The 14,404-nt window shown below is 67.9% G+C and carries 11 protein-coding genes; 5 read left to right on the top strand and 6 right to left on the bottom strand.

Going from position 1 to position 14,404, the window contains the following annotated elements:
* Positions 1–6: 6 nt before the first annotated feature.
* Both KOR34_RS09935 and KOR34_RS09940 read right to left on the bottom strand, forming a co-directional pair.
* Positions 7–1,890 carry a hypothetical protein gene (locus KOR34_RS09935; RefSeq protein WP_228714567.1) on the bottom strand — a complete coding sequence of 628 codons (1,884 nt, stop codon included), beginning with the start codon at positions 1,888–1,890 and terminating at the stop codon, positions 7–9.
* A 123-nt stretch (positions 1,891–2,013) separates the two neighbouring features.
* Positions 2,014–3,687 (bottom strand): hypothetical protein, encoded by a 1,674-nt coding sequence (locus KOR34_RS09940; protein ID WP_146564434.1) that lies wholly within the window; start codon positions 3,685–3,687, stop codon positions 2,014–2,016.
* A 719-nt stretch (positions 3,688–4,406) separates the two neighbouring features.
* Between KOR34_RS09940 and KOR34_RS09945 the strand changes: the two genes are divergently transcribed.
* The 3 genes from KOR34_RS09945 to KOR34_RS09955 all read left to right on the top strand — a co-directional run bounded on the left by KOR34_RS09945 (position 4,407) and on the right by KOR34_RS09955 (position 6,627).
* Positions 4,407–4,877, top strand: a complete 471-nt coding sequence (locus tag KOR34_RS09945; protein ID WP_146564435.1) for a thiol-disulfide oxidoreductase DCC family protein — start codon at positions 4,407–4,409, stop codon at positions 4,875–4,877.
* A gap of 42 nt (positions 4,878–4,919) precedes the next feature.
* Positions 4,920–5,777 carry an endonuclease/exonuclease/phosphatase family protein gene (locus KOR34_RS09950; protein WP_146564436.1) on the top strand — a complete coding sequence of 286 codons (858 nt, stop codon included), beginning with the start codon at positions 4,920–4,922 and terminating at the stop codon, positions 5,775–5,777.
* A gap of 187 nt (positions 5,778–5,964) precedes the next feature.
* Positions 5,965–6,627, top strand: a complete 663-nt coding sequence (locus KOR34_RS09955) for a hypothetical protein (protein ID WP_146564437.1) — start codon at positions 5,965–5,967, stop codon at positions 6,625–6,627.
* A 31-nt stretch (positions 6,628–6,658) separates the two neighbouring features.
* Here KOR34_RS09955 and KOR34_RS09960 read toward each other — a convergent pair whose 3' ends face one another.
* On the bottom strand, positions 6,659–7,681 hold the full coding sequence (locus KOR34_RS09960) for a PEP-CTERM sorting domain-containing protein (RefSeq protein WP_146564438.1): 1,023 nt from the start codon (positions 7,679–7,681) through the stop codon (positions 6,659–6,661).
* A 325-nt stretch (positions 7,682–8,006) separates the two neighbouring features.
* Here KOR34_RS09960 and KOR34_RS26620 point away from each other — a divergent pair, with 325 nt between their 5' ends.
* Both KOR34_RS26620 and KOR34_RS09970 read left to right on the top strand, forming a co-directional pair.
* Positions 8,007–8,888, top strand: coding sequence for a PEP-CTERM sorting domain-containing protein (locus tag KOR34_RS26620; protein WP_197531294.1), 882 nt, complete (start codon positions 8,007–8,009; stop codon positions 8,886–8,888).
* Between the two features lie 74 nt (positions 8,889–8,962).
* Positions 8,963–9,304: a hypothetical protein gene (locus tag KOR34_RS09970; RefSeq protein ID WP_146564439.1), complete on the top strand. Its 342-nt coding sequence runs from the start codon at positions 8,963–8,965 to the stop codon at positions 9,302–9,304.
* Between the two features lie 114 nt (positions 9,305–9,418).
* Here the strand turns inward: KOR34_RS09970 and KOR34_RS09975 are convergent, their stop codons facing one another.
* From KOR34_RS09975 to KOR34_RS09985, 3 genes are all read right to left on the bottom strand, one after another.
* Complete coding sequence (locus tag KOR34_RS09975; RefSeq protein WP_197531295.1) at positions 9,419–10,777, bottom strand: polysaccharide biosynthesis/export family protein; 1,359 nt, start codon at positions 10,775–10,777, stop codon at positions 9,419–9,421.
* Positions 10,778–10,819: 42 nt separating this feature from the next.
* Positions 10,820–11,644 (bottom strand): hypothetical protein, encoded by an 825-nt coding sequence (locus KOR34_RS09980; protein ID WP_146564441.1) that lies wholly within the window; start codon positions 11,642–11,644, stop codon positions 10,820–10,822.
* Positions 11,645–11,875: 231 nt separating this feature from the next.
* Positions 11,876–14,401, bottom strand: coding sequence for an O-antigen ligase family protein (locus KOR34_RS09985; RefSeq protein ID WP_146564442.1), 2,526 nt, complete (start codon positions 14,399–14,401; stop codon positions 11,876–11,878).
* Positions 14,402–14,404: the final 3 nt, after the last annotated feature.

Raw genomic sequence — 14,404 nt, forward strand, 5'->3', positions numbered from 1 at the left:
CAGGCGTCAGTGGGCCAGCCAAGTGAGCGCCAGCCAGCCGGCCGTGGAGCTGAGCCGGTTGGCCGTCAGTTCTCCGCGGCCGTCCCGCAGCTCGATCGGCCCCAGTTCGACGATCTCGGGCAGGCCCTCCTCGCCGTCGCGTTGCTTGTTGAGCTGCGCCTTGAGGTTGTTGCGGAACCCTACCTGCCGTGAGTTGAGTCGGCCGCCGCGGCGCGGGTCGAACGCGGTGGGCAGCGCGTCCACCTCGCCCTTCCGTGCCAGCACGGTGCGGCCGTCTGCCTCGGCCGGCTCGAACAGCAGGATGATGTCCCAGCCGCGGAACTCGTCGCCGCCGGCTTCGACGCGGGCCGCGTGGATGATCACCTCGACCTCGTCCTCACTGAACCGGAACGAGATCGGGCGGTTGCGGCGGAACGTGAGCCGCCACGGCTTGAACTCAGCGGGCGTCGCCTGCTCGGTATCCTGCGCGGACTGACGGGCCAGCTTCTTGGCCCAGTCCGGCACGGGCACGTTCAGCTTCGTCGGCTCGTCGGCCGAGTCGCGCGACAGCGTCGCGCCGCTGAGGATGGCGGACGCCAGGTTGTTGGCCGCCGACTGGTGCAGCCGCAGCGAGAGGTCGTCCGCCGGCGCCGTGGGGGGCGCGTCGGGGGCGGCGAGCTGCCCGCGCGTCGCCTGCAGCATGCCGACGTGCAGCCGGTCATCGCTGGTGCGGAAGTCCAGCCGGCGTGGCTCGGCGTGCCGCCGCTTGAGCGGCGCGAGGAACTCCCGTTCGAAGTTGCGGCGCGCGACCCCCAGCTCCTGCTCCACCTGCCGGTCGAACTCCGACTGCAGCCGCAGCTCCGCGCGGTCGCCGGCGATCCGGTCTGCCTGCGGCTTCTGCTCGGCCACACGCCGCTTGGCGACCGCCCTGACGATCCGCTCGCCGAAGCCGCCCCCCTTCTTGTAGATGCCGGTGGTGCAGGTGTGGGTCGTGGCGTCGAACACGGACCGCGCGGCGGAGAAGTCCTCCCGCGTGATCTCCACCAGCTTGCTGCCGGCGAAGGTGGTCGTGCCGTCGCTGTGGATCACGGCCGGCCCGTTCACGCCGACCGTCTGGGAACTCGTGGCGCCGGTCATCGAGACCCGCAGCCGCGCCGAGTCTGCGGACGCGACCGTCGCGACGCTCAGCGAGCCGTGCGTGTCGCCCGTGCCTGTCACGCGTGTGCCGAGGATCACCTCGCGCACCGGGCCGACGTTGTGGACGGGCCGGCGGGCCAGCCGGGCGAGCAGTTCTTCCGAGGCGTCCAGGAACAGGTTGGGCTCGCCGAAGCGGCGTGCGAGCCGCTCCGCCCGCCGCCCGCCGCCGGGGGCGCCGCGGAAGAAGTCCAGCCGCTGCTCGGCCGCGAAGCTCGCCCGCGGGTCAAGCAGCTGCGGCTGCTCGGCGAGCAGGCTGTCGAGCTGCGTGGCCTGGGTAGCGGCGAACGACTCGGCGTCGGGCAGCGTGCCGATCAGCAGCAGGTCGAACAGCCGCTGCGCCGCGGTCGCGACGCCTTGGAACTCGTCCAGCTCCAGCCCCGGTTCGCCGGACGTGAGCCGGTCGATCGAGAGCTGCAGGTTGGTTAGCTGCGCGTCGGGCTCGCCGCTGGCGAAGCGGCTCAGCGCGTCCCACTGCAGGTACCGCTTCCACGCCTCGGCGTTTGGGCTGCCGGCGCCCATCCGCCGTTCTAGTCGGTTGAGCACCGCGGAGAGCTCCCCGCGGGCGGCGGCGACTTCTTCATCCGCTGGGGCGCGGACGGCGGGCTCGGCCGCGGCGGGCTCAGCGGAATCGTCCGGGGCGGCCTGCGCGGCGCCGCCGGCGAGTGTTAGCAGCGCGATGCACGCGCACAACCATCCTGTGGGGGGAAGTGTCACCGGGGTCGCCATCGGGGGAGTCGGTCGAGGTGTCAGCAGCGGGGCGTGTCGACCCTCAGTATAAGTAGGGCCGACCCGGCGGGCCACTCGACCGGTGTGCTGTCAGGCGCACCGGAGTGAGGGCTACAGGTCCTCGCGGATCTTGCTGAAGAACTCCTGCGCGTGGTCGCGCTGCGGCCGGGGTAGCCGTTCTTCGTTCAGCGCCTCGGCTTCTTGCGCGACGCCGCTGGACAGGTCGTCCTTGACCGACTGCATCACGTCGCCCTTGATGTTGGGGCCCTCAACCTCGCCGGTGATGATCGACGCGCCGTTCTTGGGGTCGTGCTTGACGCGCGTGTCGCGGAGGTTAGTGGGGTTCTCCTCGTCGGGACGCGGGCCCCTGCCCTGCCCCTTGCCCATCCCCATGCCGGGTTTCTCTCCTTGCCCCTGGCCCATCCCTTGGCCCATGCCCTGCCCCATCCCCTGGCAGGCCTCGCAGCCCATGCCCTGGCACTGCTGGCAGCCCATCTGCTGCTTGGCGATCTCGATCTGCTGCATGGCGCCGTCGAGCATCTCCATCTCGGCGTCCATCTGCTGCATCTGCTGCATCTGCTGGGCGAGCTGCCGCATGGCCTGGGCGGCCTGCTGCTGGTCGCCCTCCTGCATGGCCTGCTGCGCCTGCTGCATCTGCTGCGCCATCTGCTGGAGCTGCTGCATCTGCGGCTGGTTCTGCTGCATCTTGTTGAGCTGCTGCTGAAGCTGGGCGGCCTGCTGCTGGTTGCCCTGCTGCTTCTGCTGGGCGATCTGCTTCTTGAGGTCCTCCATCTTCTGCTTGTGCGCGTCGGCGGCGGCCTGCAGCTTCTTCTGCATCTGATCGAGCTGCTTGGCGAGCTGCTTGGCCTGCTCGGGGTCCATCTCTCCCTTGGCGAGCTGGTCCTGCATCTTCTTGATCTCTTCGATCGCCTTCTTCCAGTCGCCCTGCTGCATCGCCTTGGCAGCCTTCTCGGCGGGGCCGGCGCCGATGTCCTTCATCGACTCGAGCTGCTTCTGCAGCGCGTTCTTGTCGCCCAGCTGCTGACGCCGCTGCTCGAGCTGCTTGGACAGCTCGTTGAGCTTGACCGTCGACTTCTTCCGGTCGGACAGGTCCTTGTTGTCCAGGTTCTTGGTCCCCTCCATGACCTGTTTGAGCACGCCGGTCTTGTCCTCCAGGCCCTTCTTCTCGGCGTCCTTCTTCTGCTCCTCGAGCTTCTTGCGGAGGTCCTCGATCGACTTCTTGGTCTGCTCTTTCTGCGCCTCGGGCGAGATCGGTTGGTTGGTGGTGCTAAGCGCCGTCTTGTTGCCAACGAACGCCATCAGGCAGAACGCCAGCACCGCGGGCGCCAGCGGCAGCCAGGCCGCCCGCGTCGGCCGCACGTGGAACTTCTCGCCCACCTCGATCCGGCTGACGCTGTGCAGGGCGTCGTTCACCAGCGCGCGGCCCGCCTGCGTGTCGAGCGCGTCCTCGGGGAGCGACAAACTGCTCGCCACCCGCTCGCGCAGCCCGAACCGCCGGTCGATCTCGATGGCCGCCTCGAGCGAGCTCCGCCGCCGCACCGCGGTCCACACCCCGGCGGCGATCAGCCCTGCTGCCCCGGCGCCGATCAGCCAGGCCTGCGCCCAGTACGAGGGCAGATCCTCCATCACCACCAGCTTTGGGGCGGCGATCGCCGCGGCCGCGATCAGCAGCGTGCCGAACAGGCACCACACCAGCCGGCCAACAAACTGTTCAATGACCAGCCGGCGGTGGGCGGCTTTGACCTGGGCGTGCAGAGTGTCCATCAGACCTTCGCTCCTAGTGGCGATCGATTCCAGCGGTCGATTATACGGGCCCGAAGTGTGGGGGGCACCGGTATTCAACGCCCGGCCGCCCCGCTGGGGACCGGATAATCACGATTATTCGAGCCCGACGGGACCGTTCTTCCCGGCCCGAGCGCTTCTCATCTCTCTAGACGTCACACCCGTTGCAAGCCCGCAACGCAATCTGCCCTCCATCGGTGGCGACCCGGCAGGGTTTTGTCCGATTCGTTTTGTCCAAGAACACGCGCGGAGGGGACAAAACTCGGAGCATATTGCCGCCCGGTTAGTTCCTAAGTGCTTTTGAATTAGGCCATTGCGTCAAAAGGCTCGGTAAGGGCCGTCGGGGGTTTTGTCCGTTTCTGGCGCACCAATCGGACAGTACGATCGCGTCCGATGGAGCAATGGCGAGCAAACCGCTTGTTCCGCGCCTCATTCCTCTCTCTGGGCGACACGCCCGCCGGCAGGCGGCGGTGTATACAAGTGAGCACCCTCCATTGGACCGCGCGGCCTGGCCGTTTTCTACAACATTCGCGTGTGACGACAGAGAAGGCACGCCTGGCGAGCCCGAGCTAAGGGTAGCCATCGATCGCTAGCTGGGGCCCAGGCAGCCGCAATCCGCCGCCACCGGCAGGAGCGGCTCGCCCGTCCGAAGGCGTGGGGTAGAATCGTGTAGCCCATCCCCCTCCCAAATCTGTGGTTTCATGAGCGAGCTCCAGGCGCCCCCTGCCCCACCCGCCGCGGACGCGAAACCGGAAGCCAGCACGCTCCCGTCGCCTGCCGACCGCCCCGAGTCGGAGGTGGTGATCTACGACGGGCACTGCAACTTCTGCCGCGCCCAGGTTGAGCGGCTGCAGTGGTGGGACTGCCAGGACAAGCTTTCGTACATTTCGCTGCACGACCCCGAGGTCGCCCGCCGCTGGCCCGACCTGCCGAAGGAGCGGCTGCTGGAAGAGATGTGCCTGATCGACCGCCAGGGCCGCCGACACTGGGGCCCCGAGGCGTTCCGCTACCTCACCTACCGGCTCCGCCGCCTGTGGTGGCTGATGCCGGTGATGTACCTGCCGGGCATGATGCTCATTGCACGGCCCGTCTACCGCTGGATCTCCCGCCACCGCTACCTGATCGCGGGCAAAACGGAGTGCGACTCTGGCAGCTGCTCGCTGCACCGCTAGACTCGTGGTTCATCCCCCGAGAAACCCGCGGAGCCCCTGCTGATGCGCGCCCTAACCGCCTGCTTCGTGTTTGCCCTGTTCGCCGCCTGCTCCCTGCACGCGGCGGCGGATGAGCCCACCTTGAAGGCGATGACCTTCAACATCCGTTACGGCTCCGCAAACGATGGCGAGCACTCCTGGCCCAACCGCCGCGAGGCCGTGGTCGAGACGATCCGCCGCGCCGACGCCGACATCGTGGGCGTGCAAGAAGCGCTCGCTTTCCAGCTCGACTACCTTGGCGAGCAGCTCCCCCAGTACGAGTCGGTCGGCGTGGGGCGTGACGACGGGCGACGCAAGGGCGAGCACTCGGCCATCCTGCTGCGGCGTTCGCGCTTCGACGTGATCGATTCGGGAACGCGCTGGCTGAGCGACCAGCCCGCGCGGCCCGGTTCGATCACGTGGCGAGGCAAGCTGCCGCGCGTTTACACCTGGGCCGAGCTGCAGGACAAGGATTCCGGCCAGCGGGTGCACGTTATTAACACGCACTGGGACCATCAGTCGCAAGAGTCGCGGGAGAAGAGCGCCGCCGCGATCGCCGCGCACCTCGCCGAGCGCGACCAGCCGCACGCCCCGGCGGTGGTGATGGGCGACCTCAATGCCGACCCGAAGAACGCGGCGCTGCGGCGGCTTGCCTCCGACCAGACCGGGCTGCGTGACGCATGGCGGTTGGCGAACGCCAGCGGCCCCCGCCCGGCCACCTTCCACGGCTTCCGCGGCAGCGCGGATGGTCCGTTCATCGACTGGGTGCTCGTCAGCCCCGAGTGGCGCGTCAAATCGGCCCGCGTGGTGGCCGACAAGATCAACGGCCAGGTCCCGTCGGACCACTACCCGGTGGTCGTCGAGCTGGGGCTCGCGGAGTAGTCGGCGCGTCAGGCTCTCGAAAGCAGGTCGCTAGACTTTTCTTGTAGTGATGCGCCTTTATTTGCCACTTTATTGTTGATCTGCGGCGGGCCGCTGTTTTAGATGGAACCGCTGTGCGGCCGACCGCTCAGCCTCATCGAGAACCCAGGAGGGGGATCTTATCCATCTATTCAGTCAGGTCCTCGAGATGAAGCACGTAGCTCTGTTTCCTGTTGCGCTATCGTTCCTGCTCGCCACGCAGGGACTTAGTCGGGCAGATCTAGTCGAGAGTTTTCCCCTCCTGCTCAGCGCGGGCTCACTGCAAGACAACGGCACGCGGTTTGTGTCGACAAAGAGTGGGTTGGCCATCGACGGCGTGACGTTCGACGCCACGCTGACCGTGCAGGGAAGCAGCGCAATCACCGGCTTCAGCGATCCTGGCACGTCCGGTTTCGGCATCAGAGGGCTGGATCAAACCTTCCTGATATCAAATGGCGAGCACCTGCGGTTCTCGCTGATCGTCGACAACGTCTCGGGAGGCGACATCGACTTCTTGGGTTTCTCGTCGATCAGCTACAGCAACGTGCAGAGCGGCGCCGAGATCTTTGTGTCGCCCACGCTGGCTGTACCGAACAGCGCGACGCCGGTTGCGGTGGATGGGGAAGGTGAGGTCAACCTGCCGTCTACCGGGTTCACCGATTTCTACTCGGTCGCCGGGCCGGTCTTTAACGGCAACCGTCACTTGGCTGGTGCCGTCAGTGCGAGGTTCTCCACCGCGCTGGCCGCGGTCCCCGAGCCCAGCGGCTTTCTGTTCGGCGGGCTGGTGAGCGTGCTGTGCGGCGTGTTAGGGCGGCGCCGCGTGCGGGCGTAGACTTCAAGTGCAGGCAGGTGGCTGGGACCGGCTAGCGGAACCGCCGCCGGCAGGCGTACGCCACGCCGATGCCCAGCAGGGCCAGCGCCGTGGGCTCCGGCGCGGCGGAAGGTCCAGCCGACGGTGCCGGGAGGTAGTTGTCGCGCCACACGGTGTAGTCGGCGGCGTCGACGACGCCGTCGCCGTTGCCGTCGGCCCCCGTTCCCGAGATGGTCGACTTCCCAAACTCGTCGAGCCACACGGCGTAGTCGTTGGCGTCGACGTCGCCGTCGATGTCGTAGTCGCCCGGCACGCGGGCCAGGTTCACGACCACAAAGTTGTCGAAGTACGCCGTGCCTTCGGCGTTCTGCGAGACGCTGTCGCCGCCGGCGGCGATGGCGGTGATGTCGGCGTCGGTGAATCCCAGGGCGCCCTCATCGACAATGGGCTCGGTGAGGATCAACCGACCGTTGTAGACGACCTGGTAGGCCCGGTTCGTGTAGTCGATCGCCATACGGAACTGGCGCCACTGGTTGTTGACCGAGATGCCGAGCGCCGAGTCGATGGGCGTCAGGATTCCGGTGTCGGCCTCCTGGTAGAGGATCTCTCCAGTGGCGGAGTCCACGCCCACAGAACCGAGCAGCAGCGGCGATGGCGACGCGTCGATCGCCTGGACCCCGAAGAACGGGCCGAACGCGTCAATTACGCCGGACGGCTCCACCTTCATGTCCCACTCGATGATGATCAGGTCGCCGTCGGTGAGCGGATCGGACTCGTTCAGCACAGCCCAGTACGCGTCGTCCTGCGCCTTGCGATCGACCCGCACCGCCTTGGAACCGCCATCGGGGAACGGGTGGAAGACCGAGTCCTGAACCACCGCGGTCGAGAGGTCGCCCTCGCTGAGCGTGTGGGCCTGGAGCCACGGGCCGGCGTTGCTGGACTGGCCGGCCAGGTCTGTGAGCGAGTAGCCCTCGAACCCTCCCGAGTTGACGATCGTCGTGGCGGCGACCGCGTCACGGATGGCGAGGCAGCCGCAGACGACGACGGCGCATACTACTCTTAGGCAAATCGACACGGTGGGTCTCGTCGCGGGAGGTTGGGAGCGGGGGGCCGCTGGCGGGGCGCTAGGCTGCTGACGTCAAAGGTGATTCCCTCAGTATACTCGGGCGGTAATCCGCAGCGAGCATTTGGGGCGTAGGGTGCAGGTTAGCGGCCTGCGGGCTCTACGCGAAGGGAGAATCGCGATGCTTGCGCCGACCCGAGAAATCAGTTGACCAGTCCGAAGGTGCTGATTAGTTTTGAGGAGTGCGCGGATTCGCGTGCGCAGCCTCAAAACGATGTCAGGACCGTCAGATCGGGCCTGATTGCACCTAAGATTCAGCATCTAGAAGGGTTCGCTAATGTCTCGGGGATTCAACTGGTTCACTCCGGTGGCCGTCGTGGTCGCGCTTAGCGTTGGTTCGCTTCAGGCAGCGACATTCTCGATCGTCGACGGAGAGGGGTTTGAGTCCCCGGACTATTCGACGACCTTCAACGGCACCGGTCAGCTCGACGGCCAGTTTGCCTCGATCGCGGGCGGTTTTGGCTCCGATCAGTGGGCCAAGAGCGGCGGAGCCGGGAGCTCGGCCACCGTCCAGTCGGCCGTGTTCGCCGACGGCGGCCAGGCGGTGCGGGTGGACAAGGGCGACGGCCCGGACGCGTTCTGGGGGATCCAGCAGTCGGGCTACCCCGACCCGGGTTTCCCGTACGTGTGCATCGAGTGGGACATGCTGGTTGAGTTCGCGGACGCCCCCACCGGCGGCGCCCAGACGCCGTTCGGCCCGTACTTCGGCGTGGCGGCCTACGACAACGAGACGACGCAGAAGCGCATCGGCTACCTGGGCGTGGACTCCCAGACCGGCGACGTGCTGTACAGCGAAGCCGGCAGCGGTTTCTTTACCCCGACGGGAACCGTGGTCAGCTTCGACGAGTGGCACAGCTATCAGTTGATCCTCGACTACAACTCGATGACCTACCGGGCCACCGTGGACGGTTCGCTGGTGCTGACCGGCGCCGAGTTCGACGAGGGCTTTGTAGACGGAGTGACCTCGCTGTTCACCGACGCGAACATCTCGGCGATTTCCGCTGACAACACGGACTACTACATGGGCCTGACCGGCACGGCCTACTTCGACAATTTCAACGTTTTCGAGACCACCAACGCGAAGCCGGTGCCCGAGCCGGCCGCGGCCCTGCTGCTGGTAGCCGGCGCCGGACTTGTGGCGGCCCGGCGGCGGAACTAGGCTAGAGTAGAGCGGAAGAGCTGGTTTGCCAGCCGGAAGCGACAGGCAGAAAAGAAGCAACTCAGGTAATCTTCATGAAGACTTTCCCCACGGCACTCATTGCCGCCGCTGTGCTGGCGCTGGGCGTCGCCGCGGAGGCCCGAGCCGACAACGCCGGCCGCAGCCAGTTTTTCAATCCGTTCTCGATCAGCCGCCCCGGCAGCAGCTCGAGCTGGCTTGACGTTTTCCGCAGCCCGTCGGTGTCGACCGGACTGCGTGGTTCTTTCTCTCGCGACACGGACGGGTCGGGCACCGGATCGGTCACCGCCTCGCCGCAGCCGATCGACAACCCGGTCTCCGCGACCGGCCGGCCGCAGAAGCCGCTGCCCTACCGCAGCCCGTACTCGCCGCCGCCACGCCCGCCCTTCGGGTCGTAGCCGGCCGACGCTCAACGCGATTACAAACAAAAGGACGCCGTGGATTCCACGGCGTCCTTTTTTGTTGTCGCTACGCTGAACGCTGAGCCCACGGTGCCGATCCGCGCCTTGTCGCTACGGGGCGATCAGGCTGGCGCCGCCCTGAGCGTCGTTGCGGTTCAGCAGGCGGAAGAAGAAGTCAAACTGCACCTGATCCTTGAAGTACCGGGCGAACGCTTCGTCGGTGTTCTCCTGCATCAGCAGCACGTCTTCTGCCTGCACCACGATGTTCAGCCGCGGGTCGCGGATCGCCTCGTTGAGGTCAATGCGGATCATCACCTGCTGCTGCCCCGGCGTCTTGCGGAGCACTGCGAGCAGGCTCGGCGAAGGGTTGCCCATGCCGGCCAGCACGGACCCGCCGTTGAGGTTGCTCGTCGTGAGGCCGCCGGAGAGGAGCTGACCGCGTGCCCTGAGCACCGCTTCGACCACGGTGAGGTCCCGGTTGAAGGGCAGCTGGTGCTCGCCCGACGGGAGGATGCCGCCGGTGTAGTAGGTCTCGTAGTCGCGGCCACGCACGACCACGATGTCTCCCTCGTGCAGCACGACGTCCTCCCGCGGCACCTGCACGGACTCGCAGTTCTTTGTCCGCAGCGGGATCCGGATGATCCGCTGCCCGTCGATGAGCGGGTCGTCGCTGGGGCATAGTGGACGGCATGGCGCCTCGGCCATGCCGTCGCCGTGCCATTCGCCGCGGTAGATGATCACGTCGCGGCTGTTGTCGGAGTTTGGCAGCCCGCCGGTGCGAGCCAGCGCGTTGAGCAGGTCGTTCTGGTAGGCGGGCAGCTCGACAATCTCGCCGGACGGCTTCTGCTCGCCGCCGATTGTTGTGGAGTTCCCCCCGATCCCTACCAGGGCGTTGTTCTGGAAGGTGACCGACCGCGCCCGGGCGTCCTCTCGGACCACGACCACCCTGACGGTGCGCGGACGCAAGAGCGACACGATGATGCGGTAGTCGTTTGGCTGGAGGATCTTCTGGCTGAGGTAGGCGTCGACAACGGCCGCCTCGGCCTGCTCGATCGTCATCCCCTTCACGTGGACGTTGCCGACCAACGGTAGGGAGACGTTGCCATCGTCGCGGACCGGGAAGGGGTAGCCGATAGATGGCGCCTTCTCGGTGGAGTCCGGTATGTTAACCGGCGGCGGCGTCTCGGCGTTGCCGACCACGCCCTCCACGTAAACGCCGAGCGTGTCGCCCACGTCCAGCTGGTAGACCGCCGGCGGCGGCACGCGGAGCAGCGTCAGGTCGATCGGCGTGAACCCCTCCTTCGACTCTGCCAGCAACTCCTCGGGCAGCGCGTGGACCGGGATGCCGTTGGCCGTAGGGTTGGTCACCGCGGCGCAGCCCGCGTGAAGTAAGCAGACGGCGCCCGCCAGCAGCATGCACGCACGCATTGGGCTGATCGATCGGCGGAGGTGGTTGGGAGCGGCGGACATATTGGTTGTGCCTCGACGGTGGCGGCGGCGCGCCATTGGATATCAGCGTAGGAACTCGTTACCGAAGCGTGGCGATGTCGCCTGGGCCGACGCGGCGCCCCGCGGGTTCACAGCTTGACGCTGCGCCGTGCTAGGGACGGCCTGTGGCGCGGCCACGGGAGACGCCGAGGGCCGCGGCGGGCCGATCGGCGACGTCTTGGCCGGCATGATCGCCTCGTAGAGGGCGGCGGTCGCGCCGTTGCCGGCGGCCTCGTGGGCCGGGTCGGTGAGCGCCGGAAGCATCAGGTCGTCCGGCTTGGCCTGCCCGTCGGAAACGGGTGCGGGCGCCGGGACGGGCTCCGCGTGGGGCGCCGGCTGCGGTGCGTAAGCCGGCTCGCCCGTAGAGCACGGGCAGGCTTCGCCGTTGTGGATGCCGCCGCCCTTGGAGCAGAGGCTGGCGGACGCCGGCACCACGGCCTGGTCACGGTAGCCGCCCGTGCGAGCGACCCGGGCGCCAAGTCGGTAGCCGTCGAACCACTCGTACGCGCTCTTGTCCAGCGGGGCGACCCGGTTAAGCGAGTTCCAGTAGGGCCGAGGAGGGATGGGCGGCGGCTCGCCCGAGCCGCCGGCGTAGCAGTACTCCACAAACCCGTCCTGGAAGCCCAACGCGAAGTCGGCCGACTGGCAAGGCGTGCCGTTGGAACGCTGCTCGGCCCACGCCCCGGCCGCCCACGAGGCGTACAGGGTGCGGCTCTCGCAGCGGTCCTTGCGCCAGCTGAACTCCTTGGGTTCCTTGATCAGCGTCCTGTACGCGTTGTTGCAGACCGAAAGGCAGCCCGTGCAGCAGCACAGCAACAGGATGCTTGCAGTAGCCGTGGGTCGCTTCATGGGTCAACACAGCAGATGAATGGTAGGGCGTTATCCGCACGCAACGCGTGCCTGTAACGGCTGTATCGACTGTGCGCACCGTGTGGGTTAGGGAAACTTTGCCGGCTGCCGGCGATGCCGGCGCCCACGGCGTGTGCTAGCAGGTGGCGAGGAGGCGCACCCGTTCCGGCGACAGTTGCTAGACGCCGCGAGAGCGGACTTGAGGGCCCTCTAGAACCGCTATGAGTGCGGCTAGCTGGCGGGCTGGGGCCGGCTGTTGGCGAGGTCGTAGAACCGGTTTACGAGCTGCTTGGCGCGGGCGTCGCCCGGTTTCAGACGCAGGCAGATCTTCGCCTCGTGCAGGGCCTGGTCGTGCCGGCCGTCGTCGCTCAGCCAGCCGGCCAGCCGCATCCTGAGCGGGATGTTGTTGTAGTCGGCGGCCAGCGCTCGGCGGAGCAGCTGGATAGCCCGCGTCGCGTCGCCCAGATCGTACGAGGCTTGGGCCACGCGGGCCAGTTCCGCCGGCGTGGCCTCGCCGTTCTGGACCCGCGCCTCGAGCTGTTCGATGGCGCGTGTGCGCAGCGGATCGGCTCGCTCGGCCAGCGATCCACCCTGCTCTTCGTACAGCTCGGCCAGGGCCTCGAGCCGCCTGTACGAGTCGCCGCACAGCGACTCGGCCGACTCGGGGGCGCCGAGCGTCACGACCAGTTCCCGCGCCGCCTGAGGGAAGTACGACTCGCGGAGCGCTACCAGCCGCTCCATTAGCGGGTAGGCCCGCTCGAGGTCGCCCTCCTGCGCGTAGACGAACCCGGCGTTGAACAACGCGGTCGGATCCTGCGGCGCCAGCTCGGCGCCGAGCAGGATCTGACGCCTCCCTGCTTCGGCGTCCTGCAGGATGAAGTACCGCAGCTGCCCCTCGAGGGTGTACGCCGGGCCGAAGGTGGGGCAGAGCTCGCGCGACCGCGCCAGCGCGTCCGCCACGGCCGCGGTGACCTTAACGAACTCCGGGTCCGAGGTGTCGGGGCTGGCGCCGCCGCCCGCCCACAGCATGGCCTGCCAGCGGTACAGGTTCAGCCGGTACGCGTAGCGGACGTTGTTGGATTCCAGCGCGGCCGCGGACTCGGCAGACTCTAGCAGGAACCGGTACTCGTCGACGGAGCCCTGCCAGTCCTTCGCGGCGATTACTCGCTCCTGGTAATACGCGCCGGCCCACGACTCCTCCGCCTGAGCGGCCATGTACGCGACCGCGAGCGACACACCCCAGGCGGGCAGCAGCAGGCCGGCCGCGATGAGCCCCTGGGTCTTCCTCTGCCCGGTCGTTGGCTGTGGTGTCGGGGAAGCATCGGATTGCCTGATGCGGCGCTGGTGGTCGGCCGCGACCAGCACGCCAACCAGGATCGCCGTAAGCGAGAAGACCGCGGGGATCCGCTGACCAAAGTCCGACCAGGAGTGGATCGCGACCGCGATCAGCGCGTACGCCACCCCAAACGCGGCCAGCGAGGCGGAGGCGGCGCGGTCCGTCGTGAGCTTGTGGATCATCCACGCGACGATCCCGATCGCCGCAGCGACCAGCGCAGCGCCGACCACGCCGGTTTCTTCCAGCAATTGGGCGTAGTCGTTGTCGGCGGTCTGGGCGATGGCCAGGGCGCCGGTGGTGTCGTAGCCGGAGAACGCGTACTCGTGCGCGTTGAGGCCGATGCCCCACACCGGGTGGTCCTGCCATGCGCGGAGCGTGTCGAGGGTCAGCTGCCAGCGGTCGGTGAAGTACCTGCCCTCCGAAAGGGTCCCCAGCCGATCGTAGACCAGGTCGAACCCCACCACGCACAGACCGACGAACACCGACACCGGCACTGCGACCAGCGCCCACGCCTGGGCGCTCGACGACCGGCGCCGCTGCAGCAGGACCAGGAAGCAGCCGCCGGCGACGACCATCGACAGCACGCCGTTGCGGCTCATCGACGTGAACACCGACAGGCAGCAGGCCGCGAGCCCGCAGACGATCCAACCCTCGGTGCGCCAGAAGTCCTCCCAGCCGGCGTTCCGGCCGGTCAGCCGTCTGCGGTGTTCGGTCCGGACGAGCAGCAGGCCCAGGCCGGCGCCGATCGCCAGGTTGATGAACTGGCTGAAGTTGCTGTAGTTCAGGAACGTGCCGGCGGTCGCGGCCGGCCGCGGCGGGCGGCCCGCGGCCTCGTAGGCCCAGTCGGCCTGGGCGATGATCTGGATGATTGCGAAGGCGGCCTCGCCGGCGCCCACGACAAACACCAACGCCAGCAGCCGCCGGACGCCGCCGCGCTCCCGGCCCAGCGTGATCGCGGCGGCGAACAGCGCGCCGCCGACCAGCATCATGCGTGCGAGTCGCCAGGTCTCGCGGGGGTAGTACGACAGCGATGACGACGCCAGCTCGCCGATCCCCAGCAGCTCCTGCTTGCGGGCCAGCGTCCCTGGCGCCAGCGCGCCGGACCAGCCTGCAGGAAGGGGCGCCGCCTGGAGCACCGCGAGCGCGACGAACAGACCAAGCGGGACCCACAGCCAGGTGGTCGGCGCGCGGCTGTCACGGTCCAGCGCATGCCGCACCAGCAGTACCGCCACGATCAGACCGCTCAGCGTCAGCGCGGCGAGCTCGCTCCAGGCCTCGACAGCGCCGTAGGCGATGGTCTCGAAGAACAGCAGCACGGCCATCAGCAGCAGCAGGGCCTTGCTGAGCCTGCCGGCCGGCACGAACTCGTCGAGCACGCCGAGCAGTCCGCCCGCGATGGATTGGTGGTGGCGTCTGGGCATGGG

It is taken from the genome of Posidoniimonas corsicana (assembly GCF_007859765.1).
Lineage (GTDB): Bacteria > Planctomycetota > Planctomycetia > Pirellulales > Lacipirellulaceae > Posidoniimonas > Posidoniimonas corsicana.